This is a genomic window from Rhodococcus sp. HNM0563, from assembly GCF_012726195.1.
GTDB lineage: Bacteria > Actinomycetota > Actinomycetes > Mycobacteriales > Mycobacteriaceae > Rhodococcus.
Window position 1 is genome coordinate 161,905 of record NZ_JAASAF010000005.1, and the last position, 13,797, is coordinate 175,701.

General features: G+C 65.6%; 12 protein-coding genes. 4 read left to right on the forward strand and 8 right to left on the reverse strand.

Annotated features, from left to right (window positions below; genetic code table 11):
* Window positions 1–119: 119 nt before the first annotated feature.
* On the forward strand, window positions 120–1,574 hold the full coding sequence (gene obgE / locus HCA61_RS13000; RefSeq protein WP_169688610.1) for a GTPase ObgE: 1,455 nt from the start codon (window positions 120–122) through the stop codon (window positions 1,572–1,574).
* Window positions 1,575–1,587: 13 nt separating this feature from the next.
* Window positions 1,588–2,688: a glutamate 5-kinase gene (gene proB, locus HCA61_RS13005; protein ID WP_169688611.1), complete on the forward strand. Its 1,101-nt coding sequence runs from the start codon at window positions 1,588–1,590 to the stop codon at window positions 2,686–2,688.
* Here proB and HCA61_RS13010 read toward each other — a convergent pair.
* Window positions 2,685–3,596 carry a LysR family transcriptional regulator gene (locus HCA61_RS13010; protein ID WP_169688612.1) on the reverse strand — a complete coding sequence of 304 codons (912 nt, stop codon included), beginning with the start codon at window positions 3,594–3,596 and terminating at the stop codon, window positions 2,685–2,687. The two genes, proB and HCA61_RS13010, sit on opposite strands and share 4 nt — an antisense overlap.
* A 70-nt stretch (window positions 3,597–3,666) precedes the next feature.
* Between HCA61_RS13010 and dapA the strand changes: the two genes are divergently transcribed.
* On the forward strand, window positions 3,667–4,581 hold the full coding sequence (dapA, locus tag HCA61_RS13015; RefSeq protein WP_169688613.1) for a 4-hydroxy-tetrahydrodipicolinate synthase: 915 nt from the start codon (window positions 3,667–3,669) through the stop codon (window positions 4,579–4,581).
* Between the two features lie 115 nt (window positions 4,582–4,696).
* Here the strand turns inward: dapA and HCA61_RS13020 are convergent, their stop codons facing one another.
* Both HCA61_RS13020 and HCA61_RS13025 read right to left on the reverse strand, forming a co-directional pair.
* Window positions 4,697–5,539 carry a Sir2 family NAD-dependent protein deacetylase gene (locus HCA61_RS13020; RefSeq protein WP_169688614.1) on the reverse strand — a complete coding sequence of 281 codons (843 nt, stop codon included), beginning with the start codon at window positions 5,537–5,539 and terminating at the stop codon, window positions 4,697–4,699.
* Between the two features lie 24 nt (window positions 5,540–5,563).
* Window positions 5,564–7,102, reverse strand: a complete 1,539-nt coding sequence (locus HCA61_RS13025) for an ATP-dependent DNA ligase (RefSeq protein WP_169688615.1) — start codon at window positions 7,100–7,102, stop codon at window positions 5,564–5,566.
* A 107-nt stretch (window positions 7,103–7,209) separates the two neighbouring features.
* On the opposite strand from HCA61_RS13025, the gene ligD reads away from it, so the two are divergent.
* Window positions 7,210–8,175 (forward strand): non-homologous end-joining DNA ligase, encoded by a 966-nt coding sequence (gene ligD, locus HCA61_RS13030; protein ID WP_169688616.1) that lies wholly within the window; start codon window positions 7,210–7,212, stop codon window positions 8,173–8,175.
* Here ligD and HCA61_RS13035 read toward each other — a convergent pair.
* From HCA61_RS13035 to HCA61_RS13055, 5 genes are all read right to left on the reverse strand, one after another.
* Window positions 8,169–9,053 (reverse strand): D-isomer specific 2-hydroxyacid dehydrogenase family protein, encoded by an 885-nt coding sequence (locus HCA61_RS13035; protein ID WP_240959392.1) that lies wholly within the window; start codon window positions 9,051–9,053, stop codon window positions 8,169–8,171. The genes ligD and HCA61_RS13035 overlap by 7 nt on opposite strands.
* 117 nt (window positions 9,054–9,170) lie before the next feature.
* Window positions 9,171–9,572 (reverse strand): ectoine synthase, encoded by a 402-nt coding sequence (locus HCA61_RS13040; protein WP_169688618.1) that lies wholly within the window; start codon window positions 9,570–9,572, stop codon window positions 9,171–9,173.
* Between the two features lie 43 nt (window positions 9,573–9,615).
* A complete protein-coding gene (ectB, locus tag HCA61_RS13045) occupies window positions 9,616–10,899 on the reverse strand; it encodes a diaminobutyrate--2-oxoglutarate transaminase (protein ID WP_169688619.1) in 1,284 nt (427 codons plus the stop codon).
* Window positions 10,900–10,965: 66 nt separating this feature from the next.
* Window positions 10,966–11,484, reverse strand: a complete 519-nt coding sequence (gene ectA, locus HCA61_RS13050) for a diaminobutyrate acetyltransferase (RefSeq protein ID WP_169688620.1) — start codon at window positions 11,482–11,484, stop codon at window positions 10,966–10,968.
* A 142-nt stretch (window positions 11,485–11,626) separates the two neighbouring features.
* Window positions 11,627–13,729, reverse strand: a complete 2,103-nt coding sequence (locus tag HCA61_RS13055) for a RecQ family ATP-dependent DNA helicase (protein ID WP_169688621.1) — start codon at window positions 13,727–13,729, stop codon at window positions 11,627–11,629.
* Window positions 13,730–13,797 lie beyond the last annotated feature (68 nt).

The window sequence follows — 13,797 nt, forward strand, 5'->3', positions numbered from 1 at the left end:
GGACACCGCGAGAGCATTCTCGCGACATACTCCCAATAGGGGCGGGCCAGGGTCGCACACCCTGACCCGCCCCTATTGCTCGTTTCATCGGTAGTTTTCGTTCGGAGAGAGGTCCACCCATGTCCCGTTTCATCGACCGGGTTGTGCTGCACGTCAGCGCCGGCAAGGGTGGCAACGGCTGCGCCTCTGTCCACCGCGAGAAATTCAAGCCGCTCGGTGGCCCTGACGGTGGCAACGGAGGCAATGGCGGTGACGTCATCCTCGAGGTCGACGAGGGCGTGCACACGCTGCTCGACTTCCATTTCCACCAGCACGCGAAGGCGACGAACGGCGCACAGGGCGCCGGTGGCAACCGCGAGGGAGCGAACGGAAACCATCTCGTGCTGAAGGTGCCCGACGGCACAGTGGTCCTCGACAAGCACGGCCATGTGCTCGTCGACATGATCGGCGCAGGCACCCGCTACGTGGCGGCGCAGGGCGGCCGTGGTGGTCTCGGCAACGCCGCACTCGCGTCCCGTGCCCGCAAGGCACCGGGCTTCGCGCTCCTCGGCGAGGACGGTCAGGAACTCGACCTCGTCCTCGAATTGAAGTCCGTAGCCGATGTCGGTCTCGTCGGATTCCCATCGGCGGGAAAGTCCTCGCTCGTGTCGGTGCTGTCTGCCGCGAAGCCGAAGATTGCCGATTATCCGTTCACGACTTTGGTGCCGAACCTCGGCGTGGTGCAGTCGGGCGATACCACCTTCACCGTCGCCGACGTGCCCGGGCTCATCCCCGGTGCCAGCGAGGGCCGCGGTCTCGGGCTCGACTTCTTGCGTCACCTCGAGCGCTGCGCGGTCCTGGCGCACGTCGTGGACTGCGCAACGCTGGAACCGGGTCGTGACCCGATCTCCGATGTCGACGCTCTCGAAGCGGAGCTTGCCGCATACCAGCCGGCGTTGTCGGGCGACAGCAGCCTCGGCGAGCTCTCCGAGCGCCCCCGCATCGTCATTCTCAACAAGGCCGACGTTCCCGATGCCGCCGAACTCGCCGAGTTCGTCACGCCCGAGTTCGAAGCCCGCGGATGGCCTGTCTTCACAATCTCTGCGGTCAGTCGGGAAGGGCTGCGTCCCTTGACATTCGCGTTGGCGAAGATGGTCGAAGAGTACCGTGAGGCTCACCCACCCGCGGCTCCTGCGCGCCCCATCATCCGTCCCGTCGCTCGCGACGAGACCGGGTTCAGTGTGGTGGCGGACCCGAACGAGCCCGGCGGCTTCATCGTGCGCGGCACCAGGCCTGAACGCTGGATCCGTCAGACCGCATTCGACAACGACGAAGCCGTCGGCTACCTCGCCGACCGCCTTGCGCGCCTCGGCGTCGAGGACGAGCTGGTCAAACAGGGCGCCGAACCCGGCTGCTCCGTCACGATCGGTGACGTCAGCTTCGAATGGGAACCGCAGACTCACGCGGGTGTCGACGTGGTGCCGACGGGCCGCGGCACCGATTCGCGTCTGGATCAGACCGATCGGGTGGGCGCCGCCGAACGCCGTCACGCCAAGAAGGTCCGCCGCGGTCTCGCCACCGACGACGACTTCTGAACCGAGGAGAACAGTGAGCGACACCCGCGGGGTCATCGCTTCCGCACGCAGCATCGTCGTCAAGATCGGATCGTCGGCCATCACGAGCCTGGCCGGGGGGCTCGACCGTGAGCGCCTCGATCGACTCGTCGACGCCATCGAAGGACGTATGCAGGCCGGTTCGAACGTCACCGTCGTGTCCTCGGGCGCGGTCGGTGCCGGGCTGGCGCCCCTCGGACTGACCGCGCGACCACGCGATCTCGCGACCAAACAGGCTGCCGCGAGCGTGGGACAACTCGCACTGGCGCACGCGTGGGGGACCTCGTTCGCCCGGTACGACCGCACAGTCGGGCAGGTGCTCCTCACCGCCGACGACATCGCCCGTCGTACCCAGCATCGCAACGCGCAGCGCACCCTCGACCGACTTCGTTCACTCGGCGCGGTGCCCGTCGTCAACGAGAACGACACCGTCGCGACCGTCGAGCTACGATTCGGCGACAACGACCGTCTCGCCGCTCTCGTATCGCACCTGACCAGCGCGGACGCACTCGTTCTCCTCTCGGACGTCGACGGGCTGTACGACGGCGATCCCCGCAACGGGGGGGCGACCTTGATCCCGGAGGTCACCAGCCCGGAAGATCTCGACGGTGTCGTGGCGGGCTCGGGCGGTGCACTCGGAACCGGTGGGATGGCGACCAAGCTTTCCGCGGCGCGGCTCGCCGCAGACTCCGGGGTCCCGGTGTTGCTGGCTGCCGCGTCGGATGCGGCACGGGCATTGGGCGCTGCCGACGTGGGCACCGCCTTCGCTGCGCGGCCCGAGCGAATGTCGGCCCGCCACTTCTGGGTTCGGCACGCGGCCGATACGGTCGGTACCTTGCACCTCGATGCGGGGGCAGTGCGTGCCATCGTCGAACGACGCAGGTCGCTGCTCGCAGCGGGCGTGACGGGTATGAGCGGCAGCTTCCATGCCGGCGACGTGGTCGCGCTCGTGGGCCCCGACGACCGCACTGTCGCGCGTGGTGTTGTGGCCTACGACCCGAGCGAACTCGACTTCATGATCGGCTTCTCCACGAGGCAGTTGCCTCAGGATCTGCAGCGACCGGTCGTGCACGCCGACGACCTGGTACGCATTTAGTCCGAAGATTCTCGGCGGGCCCTGAAAGGTGTAGCCGCGCGATGTAGTGCGGCGCTCACTGCGGCAAAGGCCGGCCGGTGCTTGCTGCCCGAGCGGTACGCGATGCGGGTTCGTCTCCCGGCAGGGAGGGCTGTGAGCGACACTCCCGGAGGGACATCGATCGCGCCGAGTTGCGGTACCAATGCGACACCGGCTCCTGCTGCAACCAGTCGCAGGACCGTCGCGAAATCGTCGATCCGGTGGGTTACCTGCGGCTCGAAGCCCTGCGATTGGCAGGTGCGCACGGCCATGGTGTGGCACAGGGTTCCGCGGTTTCCGAGAATCCAGCGACTCTCGGCGTGGTCACGCACCACTGCAAGACCGGTCGCGTTCGGGCGGATGGAGGAGGCCAGGTACACGATCTCGTCGAGGAGCGGCTCGAGCTCGATGCCGGATCCCATCGTGGAGGGAACATTGTCGTACTCGTGCACAAGTGCCATCTCCAAGTGCCCTCCGCGCAGGAGATCCGGCACATCGGCTGGGTCGACTTCGACGATCGTCACCTCCAATTCCCTTTCTGAACGGCCGATTTCCAGCATCGCGGGGAGAGCAATCGACTGTAGGGCGGTGGGGAACGTCCCCAAACGGACCGACCCCGACAGCCCCCGCGCGCTCGCGGCGAGCGCAGCCTCGGCCCGTTCCAATTCGGCAAGAAGGGTCTCGGCGTGCTCGACGAGAGTGACCCCCGCCGCAGTAAGGCTCACTCGACGCCCCGTGCGAACCAGGAGAGGCCTCTTCACCTCGCGTTCGAGTGCGGAAAGCTGTTGCGACACCGCTGACGGCGTATACGAGAGAGCGTCAGCCACGGCCGCAATGGTGCCTCGATGGGCGAGCTCGCGGAGCAGTCGGAGTTTGCGGACGTCGAGCATCAGAACAGCTTATGCTAAAAAGCCTGAATGCTAACTGGATCTGTAGTGCATGAGCATCGAAACTAGGTGCATGACTTTTCGGCCATCCGGAATTCTCGTCCCGCTCGTCACCCCGTTCGCAGAGAATGGTGGCATCGCATATGCCGATCTGGAACGCCTCGCACACGACATCGTCGTCGACGGCGCCACCGGGATCGTCGCGTTGGGGACGACTGCAGAGGTCAGTGCATTGAGCACACGGGAACGTCAGGACGTCGTACGAATCTGTGGGAGGGTGTGCCGAGAGCACGACGTTCCGCTCATCGTCGGTGCAGGTTCCAACGACACGGCCGGCACGGTGCGGGCCATCGACGAACTGAGCTCGGAGGCCGACGTCGCGGCAGCACTGGTGGTGGTCCCGTATTACACACGTCCATCCGAGCCGGGAGTCGTGGCGCACTTCGAGTACGTGGCCGAGCGCAGCCCGGTGCCCTCGGTCCTGTACAACGTGCCGTACCGAACAGCGCAGCGACTGGGCTGGGAGTCGATCGTCCGGCTGTCGGAGCATCCCCGAATTGTCGGGATCAAGCAGGCGGCCGGCTCGGTGGATACCGACACTGCGCGACTCCTTGCGGAGTCCTCGGACTCGTTCTCGATTCTCGCCGGTGAGGACACGCTGGTCTCGCCTCTGCTGGCAATGGGTGCCGAGGGGGCGATCCTGGCAACTGCGAACGTCTACGCACGCGAGTTCGCGGAGCTCTTCCAGCTGTGGACCGGTGGCGATCCCGCCCGGGCGCGGGCAGCGGGCAACCGACTCGTCGGACCGGCCAGTGCATTGATGTCCCAGCCCAACCCGACCCTCATCAAGGCGGTTCTTCATGCAGAGGGACGGATCTCCACACCGAATGTGCGGTTGCCGTTACTCCCCGCACGTGAGCTTCCTGCTCCTCGCGACCTACTCCGATCCCTCGCAGAGATCGCGCCGATCGACGAACGCTGCGGCTGATGCAGATCTAGCGACACTTTCCCCACGTAGTGCGGCTTTCCTTTGCCTCACGACCCACGGCAACCCGAGCAACGCGAGGAAAGTTGGTGTGGGATTTGGGGTCGCGCGCGCAATGTCATGATCCGGAGAGCGCGCCAAGCACCTCAGAGGTGCCCGCCTCGACCTTGACCGTCGCGTGGGTGTCTCCGCGGGTAGGTCCCCGGTTCACGATCGCCACCGGGATATCGCGCTCGACGGCGCGACGGACGAAACGCAGCCCCGACTGCACCGTGAGCGAACTCCCCGCGACGAGAAGCACATCGGCCTGATCGACCAACGCGTAAGCGGCATCGACGCGGGGTCGGGGCACGATCTCACCGAAGTACACGATGTCGGGTTTGAGCATGCCGCCGCACTGGTCGCAGTCGACGACGGTGAAATCACCGGTGTCTACGACGACGGCGTCGGCGTCGGGCGCAACCTCGAGGCCGGTAACAGCGTGTGCGCGTTCCGTGAATCCGGGGTTCGCTGCGGACAACCGTTCGTGCAGGGTGAATCGTGAGATGCGGTTGGTGCACGCGAGACACCGGACCTGAGCGTATGAGCCATGCAGGTCTATCACCCGGCGACTGCCGGCCTTGGTGTGCAGCAGGTCGACGTTCTGGGTGATGACACCGAGGACCGCTCCACTTCGCTCCAGCGCGGCGACCGCGCGGTGACCGGCGTTCGGTCGTGCCGCATCCATGTGTCGCCACCCGACGTGGTTACGGGCCCAGTATCGCTGGCGGAACACCGGGTCGCCGACGAACTGCTGGAACGTCATGGGGTTGCGCGGCGGGGAATCGGGCCCCCGGTAGTCGGGAATCCCGGAATCCGTCGACACCCCGGCCCCGGTGAGGACAGCAATGCGTCGCCCGTCCACGAGCGAACGCAATGTCTCGGACGGGATCGTCACCGTCGACTCTCGGGTACCGAACACGGGGCCCTCCTTCGCGGCACCATCCTATTCCCGGACTGTTGTGTTCGGTCCGCGGGCGGGCAGGAGGTCTCGGACAACGTCGATACTGTCGGCGTCGGCAGGAGACTTGTCGGGGCGGTAGCGCAGGACCCTGGCGAAACGCAGCGTGACACCACCCGGATATCGGATGCTGGACTGCACACCGTCGAGCTCGATCTCCACGACCAACGCGGGCCGCAGGTACACGGTGTGCTCATCGCGGTGGGATTCGAACGCGGGAAACTCGCTGGTCTGCCACCGCAACAGTTCGTCGGTCAATCCCTTGAAGGTCTTACCGACCATGATCGGTGAACCTCCGTCGGGGTCGCGCGCACCGAGGTGCAGATTGGACAGGAACCCGGTGCGGCGCCCGTATCCCCATTCGGCACCGAGAACGATCAGGTCGAGTGTGTGCTCGGGCTTGACCTTCTGCCACGAGTGGCCGCGGCGACCGGCCAGATAGCGAGCCGACAAGGACTTGATCATGATCCCCTCGTGACCGTGTTCGAGGGCGGCGTCCAGGTGAGCATGCGCAGCAGCCGGATCCGGTGCCACGACCGACGGAATCCTGTGCGCGCCTGCGGCGCGATCCAGGAACGTAAGGCGTTCGGACAGTGGAAGATCGAGTAGATCCACGCCGTCCAGGTGGAGGCAGTCGAAGAAGAACGGGTGGAGGAGGAGCTCGCGTGTGGTGCTCGCCCCGAAGCGGCTCATGGTCTCCTGGAACGGCCGGGGACGCCCGGAATCGGTGAGGGCGAGTGTCTCCCCGTCCAGCACAACACTGCGGCACGGTAGTGCGGCCACGAGTTCGACGAGTTCGGGCACCGACGAGGTGATCTCGCGCAGGGTCCGGGTGAAGACCCACACCGAATCGCCGGCGCGATGCACCTGGATGCGCGCACCGTCGAGCTTGTACTCGACACTGCATTCCCCGGCGAACTCGTCGAGCGCTGACTCGAGGGATTCAGCGGGCACGGCAAGCATCGGCCGGACAGGTCGCCCGAGTTCGAGTCGGAACGCGGCAAGGGCGCTTTGCCCACCGGCAAGCGCAGCGGCTGCCGCGCGGGAAAGCTGCCCCGAGAGCATCACCGCTCGTCGTACGGTGTCGGCAGGCAGCTCCGCGGTGACCGCTACGGCGTCGATCATCACGCCTTCGAGTGCACCTTGTCGGAGTTCCCCTCCGAGTAGCTGTGCCAGGAATGCCTGTTCCTGCGCCGTGGCACGGGTGAACAGCTCGGAGAGCAGAGTCTGCCTCGACCCGGTCGATCCGGGACCGGACAGGCCGGCGATGCGGTCGACGAGAGAGTCGACATCCGTTACCACCAGCGTCGGATGTGTAGCGGGGGTTGCCTGCAACACCATGAGGGTGCGGAATCCGATGCCGATGCGCCCTTGTGGCAGCGCTCCGGACAGCCACGACACCACCGGCTCGACCTCCCCGGCGGTCGCCTGTTCGAGGAGCGCACGCAGGGCGGCGATCTTGACCTTCCTCGACCGCGTCGCGGCAACTGCGGCGGAGGTCTCGACCACCTGTGTGAAGAACACGGTTCGACGCTATCGCCGGATTGTTCTCGATGTCGACGAATGCGGGATGTGGCGCGCAGCGACCGGCGACCATGGAGTGTAGGGCGACGCGACGAGGGGAGACGGGGATGGGAGCAGCAAAGGATTCGTCGAAGGCTGTGGAAATCGACGTCGACGGCAGGGCGGTACGGATCTCGCATCCCGAACGCATCTACTTTCCGGCGCTCGGCATCACCAAGCTCGACCTGGCCCGGTACTACATCGCCGTCGGAGACGGTATCGTCCGCGCATTGCGGGACCGGCCGTGCATGCTGCACCGATTTCCCGACGGTCTCGACGGCGACAAGGTGCACCAGAAGCGACTGCCGCGCGGTGCACCGGACTGGGTGCAGACCGTCCGTGTGCACTTTCCCCGGTACAACCGAGACGCCGACGAACTGTGCGTCACCCATCTCGCGGATGTCGTGTGGGCGGTACAGATGTCGACGGTGGAGTTCCACCCGTGGAACTCACGCCGCGCCGACGTGGAGAAGCCGGACGAGTGGCGGATCGATCTCGATCCGATGCCCGGATGCGACTTCGGGAAGGTGCAGCTCGTCGCGTCGATTGTGCACGAGGCGCTCGACGAACTGGGAATAGTGGGGTGGCCGAAGACCTCAGGTGGGCGCGGACTCCACGTGTACGTCCGAATCGAACCGAACTGGGAGTTCGGCGATGTGCGCAGGGCTGCACTGGCTTTCGCGCGAGAAATAGAGCGCCGTGCGCCGGATCGGGTGACCACCGCGTGGTGGCGTAAGGACAGAGATCCGACCGCAGTGTTCGTCGACTACAACCAGAACGCCCGCGACCACACGATTGCGAGCGCGTACTCGGTCCGGGGTGTTCCGGAGGCGACCGTGTCGGCACCGGTGCGGTGGAACGAGATCGATGACCTCGATCCCCGCGACTTCACGATCGAGACCGTTCCCGAGCGATTCGCGAAACTCGGTGACCTGCAGGCCGGAATCGACGAGCGTGCGTTCTCGCTCGGGACGCTGCTGGAATGGGCTGATCGGGACGAGCGAGAATCTCCGGAGGGCACGGAACCTCAGTAGCCGGCGCTGACATCGAGCACTGCGACCGGCTCGACGCCCGACGCGAACCGCGTGACATTCTCGATCACCCGTTCCACATAGGCGGGCATCCGCAGGGCCGGTGGATTCGAATCATGCGGGGTGACCATCGCATTGGGCAGCGACCACAAGGGGTGCCCCTCGGGAAGAGGCTCGGGATCGGTGACGTCGAGTCCGGCGCCCGCAATCGTGCCGGTCGCCAGAGCGTGGACGAGTGCCTCGGTGTCGATGAGGCTGCCGCGGGCAATGTTGACCAGCCAGGCGGTCGACTTCATCGCGGCCAACTCGGCCGCGCCGATCAGCTGCTCGGTCTCGGGCGTGGCTGCAGCTGATACGACGAAATGATCTGCAAGAGGCCAGATCTCGTCGATCCTTTCGGCCGAGAAGGTCTCGACCGCGCCGGGGACGGGACGTCCGCTGCGGTTGACGGCCAGAGCCTGCGCGCCGAGCGACGAAAGCATTGGGATGAGGGCACGTCCGATCCCGCCCGCGCCGATGATCCCGACCGTCGCTCCGCGCAATGTGCCCAGACGTGGATAGAACTCCTCGGGTTGCCACGATGTCGTCGCGAGATGCTGGGGGAGTGCTCGCACACCGGCGAGTAGCAACATCAGGGCGTGTTCGGCGACCGTTGCGGAGTAGGCGCCGGCCGCAGACGACCAGAGTATCTGCGGGTGACGCTTGATGATGCCCCACTCGAGCCATTGCTCGACTCCCGCGGAGGGCAATTGAACCCAGCGGACCGACTCGGGCAGAGCCGGAGGGAACGAGTCCGGCCCGCTGGTCCAGATCAGTGCGTCGGGCCTCTCCTCGAGTGGCACCGGGATGCCACCTCCGCTGCTGACCGCCCGTACGAACATGGCGTCGGACCTGGGACCGACAGCAATGCGGGGCGAACGCTGAGTGGAGGCCATGGCCTCGACTCTATGCGTCCACCCCGCATCGGTCACGCTGTGTGACCCCGATGTTCGGAACGATCAGGCGGTTTCTTCGACGATGAGCGGGTAGACCCCGTTCTCGTCGTGCACCTCACGGCCGGTGACCGGGGGATTGAACACGCACAGCATCCGCATGCGGGTCTCCGGCTCGACGCGGTGCCGCTCGTGCCCGTTGAGTAGGTACATGGATCCGGGTCCGAGGTCGTACACGACATCGTTGTCCAGGTCGCGCAGCTTGCCGGTGCCCTCCACCAGCCAGACGGCCTCGATGTGGTTGGCATAGTGGAACTCGTTGATCGTCCCGGCCTCGATAGTCGTCTCATGGAACGAGAAGCCGACCTTGTCACCGGCGAGGACGATGCGCTTGCTGCGCCACTGTCCGTCATCGGAGGTGATGTCGCGCTCGGTATCGGTGATTTCCTCGGTGGTGCGCACGATCATGTGAAGCGATGCTCTTTCTATTGGTGAACTGGGAAGTCAGTGGTCAGGAACGGACCTTGGCGGTGGCCTCCGCGAGGATGTTCAGACCGTACTCGAGTTCGTCATCGGTGATGGTCAGCGGCGGCAGCAGCTTGACCACCTCGTCGGACGGACCCGACGTCTCGGCCAGCAGGCCCTTCTCGAATGCGAGGGCACACACCTTCTGGGCATCCGACGGATCATCGAACACGAGACCCTGGACCAGGCCGCGGCCGCGAGTGGACACACCCTCGAACATGTCCGACAGGTTCATGAAGGTCTGGTGGATGCGCTCACCCTTACGGAGTGTGCCGCGCTCGAGCTCGTCGTTGGTCCAGTAGTGGTTCAGCGCTGCAGTTGCCGTGATGAACGACGGGCTGTTCCCGCGGAAGGTGCCGTTGTGCTCACCCGGGCCCCAGACGTCGAGTTCGCGCTTGAACAGCGTCAGCGCCATCGGCATGCCGTACCCACCGATGGACTTCGACAGCGTCACGATGTCCGGGGTGATGCCGGCTTCCTCGAACGAGAAGAACGCACCCGTACGGCCACAGCCCATCTGGACGTCGTCGACGATGAGCAGGATCTCGCGCTCGGCGCACAGATCTGCCAGGGCGCGGAGCCATTCTGCGCGTGCGACATTGACACCGCCCTCACCCTGAACGGTTTCGACGATGACAGCGGCGGGCCGGTTCAGGCCACTGCCGGAATCGTCGAGGACGCGTGAGAACCACTGGAAGTCCTCGGTGACGCCGTTGAAGTAGTTGTCGAACGGCATGGGGGTGGCGTGGACGAGTGGCACACCGGCACCGGCGCGCTTCATGGAGTTGCCGGTGACCGACAGTGCACCGAGCGTCATGCCGTGGAACGCGTTGGTGAAGTTGATGATCGATTCGCGTCCGGTGACCTTGCGGGCCAGCTTGAGCGCGGCCTCGACGGTGTTGGTACCCGTGGGGCCGGGGAACTGGACCTTGTAGTCGAGTCCGCGCGGCTTCAGGATCACGTTCTCGAAAGTCTCGAGCAGGTCGCGCTTGGCGGTGGTCATCATATCGAGGCCGTGGGTGACCCCGTCCTTCATGATGTAGTCCACCAGCGCGGACTTCAGGACCGGGTTGTTGTGGCCGTAATTGAGTGCTCCGGCGCCGGCGAAGAAATCCAGGTAGTCCTTGCCGTCCTCGCTCCGCAACCAGGAGCCGGACGCTGTTTCGAATACTGCGGGCCACCCACGGCTGTAACTGCGAACCTCGGATTCGAGGTGCTCGAAGATATCGTTACCAGCGTGGGTGCCAGGCTTGTCTTCCAGGATGGTCATTTTCTCTGGTCCTCCTGTTATGAATTTCGATGACGAACTCGGCGCGGAAATTCCCGTAATGCCTGATCAATCGCCGATCGTGTAAAGATCTTCTGCCAGATGTGAATCGGGAAAATCGTCGGGAGCGAACAAGTCGGTTCGCGTGATATGGGTGCCACGGCGTCGTGCCAGGGCGGTGAACATGGCGATCGAAGCAGCGTTGTCGGGGCTCACGGTGGTTTCCAACCGGGTCACGCCGGACGGGCGGAGTCGGTCGAGGAGGGCGTCGAGCATGCGCCCGGCCACTCCGCGGCCACGCTGATCAGCATCGACAGCGACCTGCCATACGAACAGTGTCTGGGGGGAATCCTGCCTGCGGTAGCCGGTGATGAATCCGACCGGGCGGTCGGTCTCGTCCACGGCCACAACAGACGTGTCGGCGAAATCGCGACACCACAGCACATACGCATAACCGGAATTGACGTCGAGTACTTCGGAATCACGGGCAATCTGCCACAAGCGCTTTCCGTCGGAGATCTCTGGGCTCCGAAAACTCAATTCAGCCGGTTCGGTGGTTGGGGTACTACTTTCCATAACGGGCTTCATAAGTAGTTCGAACCTAACAAGAGTGCCGATCGAAATCACCCCTTTGGTCCGAATTCGCGGGGGGATTGCCGGGTTCTGCGCAGGTGAGGCGGCTGTTGTGAGGCCGGTCACAATTGTGTATCGTCCGTCGCTGTCCGAGCGATTACTTCGGGCTCGCCAGCGCGAACGGCAGGACCCCGCCGGCTCCCGCCGCGATGAGGTGCCGCGCTGCCATGGTCAAGGTCCACCCGGTATCGGTGACGGCGTCGACGAGGAGCACCGGTCCGTGATGTCCGTCGAGTTCCACCGGTTCCCACGCGTCGAGCAAGGAAGCGATCCGGTACGCCGAGTTCGCGGCGGTCACTGCCGGCGCGTCGGGTCGCCGCCGCAGGACACCCAGGTTCGTCAGGCGGCCCAGTCGAGCGAGGTGCCCGGCAAGTGACTCCACCAGGACCGGGTGGTCGGGCGACTCGAGTGCCATGACCGCGGTCGGCCGCTCGGCCCAGTCCCATGCCGCCAGCACGGCGACGGCGGCCTTCACGACGGATTCGGGCGCGTCCGCGTCGGGACCGTCCAGCAGTGTTCGCAAACGCGGACCCCATCCGAGATCGGACAGCCGGCCGAGTACGCGACCAGGCTCCGGGCCGTCCGTGATCTTCCCGGACAGCTTGACTCCGAGTGTGGCCATGCCGGTGGGCCACTGTTTGCGTGGCGGGAGATCCACACCCGGGCGTTCGAGCCGGGCTCGGGTGCGCCGCACCTGTTCATCATCGACATCGACGCTCCACCGCACTCCTGTGCAGTTGTCGCACCGACCGCACCCGGGCATGTCACGGCTCGACTCCGGGTCGTCCAGTTGGCGGCGCAGGTAGACCATGCGGCACCCCTCGGTCCGCTCGTATTCGAGCATCGCCTCCTGCTCGGCGGAGCGGGCTGCCTCGAGGCGGGCGTAGCGCTCCGCGTCGTAGTCCCACGATCGTCCGGTAGCGATCCAGCCTCCCTTGACGCGGCGAACGGCACCGTCGACATCGAGAACCTTCAGAACCATCTCGAGCCGGGACCGAGTCAGGTCGACTCGGGGCTCCAGTGCCTGCGTGGACAATGGGCGCTCGCTGTCCAGCGCGCCGATCACGCGGCGCACCAGCGACTCCTCGGGGAATGCGACGGACGCGAACCATTTCCATATCTGTCGGTCTTCACTGCCGGGTAGGAGTATCACGTCGGCGCGATCTGTGGAGCGGCCCGCGCGCCCGACCTGCTGGTAGTACGAGATCGGCGACGAGGGAGCACCGAGGTGCACTACGAACCCGAGGTCGGGTTTGTCGAAGCCCATGCCGAGTGCTGAAGTCGCGACCAGTGCTTTGACACGGTTCGCGAGGAGATCGGCCTCGAGCTGTTCACGCTCGGCGGTGTCGGTCTGCCCGGTGTAAGCGGCCACCGCGTGACCGTGTTCGGCGAGCAGCGATGCCAGGTCGCGTGCTGCGGACACGGTCAGTGCGTAGACGATGCCCGAGCCGGGGAGCTCGTGGAGATGTTGCGCAAGCCATGCGGCGCGCTGGGCCGGCTCCTCTATCCGCACCACCGACAAGTGCAGCGACGGCCGGTCGAGTCCGCCCCGCAGGACCAGCGTGTCGTCGCTTCCCGCACCCACACCCAATTGGGCGGCGACATCCGCAACTACCCGGTCGTTCGCGGTCGCGGTGGTCGCCAGGACCGGGATGCCGTCCCCGAGTTCGGCCACGAGTGTGCGGATACGCCGATAGTCGGGCCGGAAATCGTGACCCCAGTCCGACACGCAGTGCGCTTCGTCGACTACGACGAGCCCTGCGTCGCGTGCCAGCGCAGGCAGCACCTCGTCGCGGAAGTCCGGGTTGTTGAGCCGCTCGGGGCTGACGAGCAGAATGTCGACCTCGCTGTGCGCGATGCGCTGGTGAATCCCATCCCACTCGGTGATGTTCCCGGAGTTGATGGTCGCGGCCCGAACTCCTGCGCGTTCTGCTGCCTCGACCTGATTGCGCATCAACGCGAGCAGCGGGGAGACGATGACGGTGGGCCCGTGGCCGCGTGCGCGGAGAAGTTTGGCGGAGATGAAGTAAACCGCGGACTTGCCCCAGCCTGTGCGTTGTACCACGAGGGCACGGCGCCGGTGCACCACGAGCGCCTCGATCGCAGTCCACTGGTCCTCACGGAGAGTCGCGTGGGGCCCGGCCAGTTCGGTGAGCAGCCGTTCGGCCTCGTCGCGCAAATCGATCATCGGGGTGCTCATATGCCCCATCGTGCACGAAAGCTCCGACGTCCACCCGTTGCGCGGTAGTCGCCGCGACGGCCTACTAT

What these genes read in the sequence shown, in the direction of transcription:
- obgE (WP_169688610.1), top strand. Translation starts at nt 120, where the DNA reads ATGTCCCGTTTCATCGACCGGGTTGTGCTGCACGTCAGCGCCGGCAAG.
- HCA61_RS13010 (WP_169688612.1), bottom strand. Translation starts at nt 3,596, where the DNA reads ATGCTCGACGTCCGCAAACTCCGACTGCTCCGCGAGCTCGCCCATCGA.
- dapA (WP_169688613.1), top strand. Translation starts at nt 3,667, where the DNA reads ATGACTTTTCGGCCATCCGGAATTCTCGTCCCGCTCGTCACCCCGTTC.
- ligD (WP_169688616.1), top strand. Translation starts at nt 7,210, where the DNA reads ATGGGAGCAGCAAAGGATTCGTCGAAGGCTGTGGAAATCGACGTCGAC.
- HCA61_RS13035 (WP_240959392.1), bottom strand. Translation starts at nt 9,053, where the DNA reads ATGTTCGTACGGGCGGTCAGCAGCGGAGGTGGCATCCCGGTGCCACTC.
- HCA61_RS13040 (WP_169688618.1), bottom strand. Translation starts at nt 9,572, where the DNA reads ATGATCGTGCGCACCACCGAGGAAATCACCGATACCGAGCGCGACATC.
- ectB (WP_169688619.1), bottom strand. Translation starts at nt 10,899, where the DNA reads ATGACCATCCTGGAAGACAAGCCTGGCACCCACGCTGGTAACGATATC.
- ectA (WP_169688620.1), bottom strand. Translation starts at nt 11,484, where the DNA reads ATGAAGCCCGTTATGGAAAGTAGTACCCCAACCACCGAACCGGCTGAA.
- HCA61_RS13055 (WP_169688621.1), bottom strand. Translation starts at nt 13,729, where the DNA reads ATGAGCACCCCGATGATCGATTTGCGCGACGAGGCCGAACGGCTGCTC.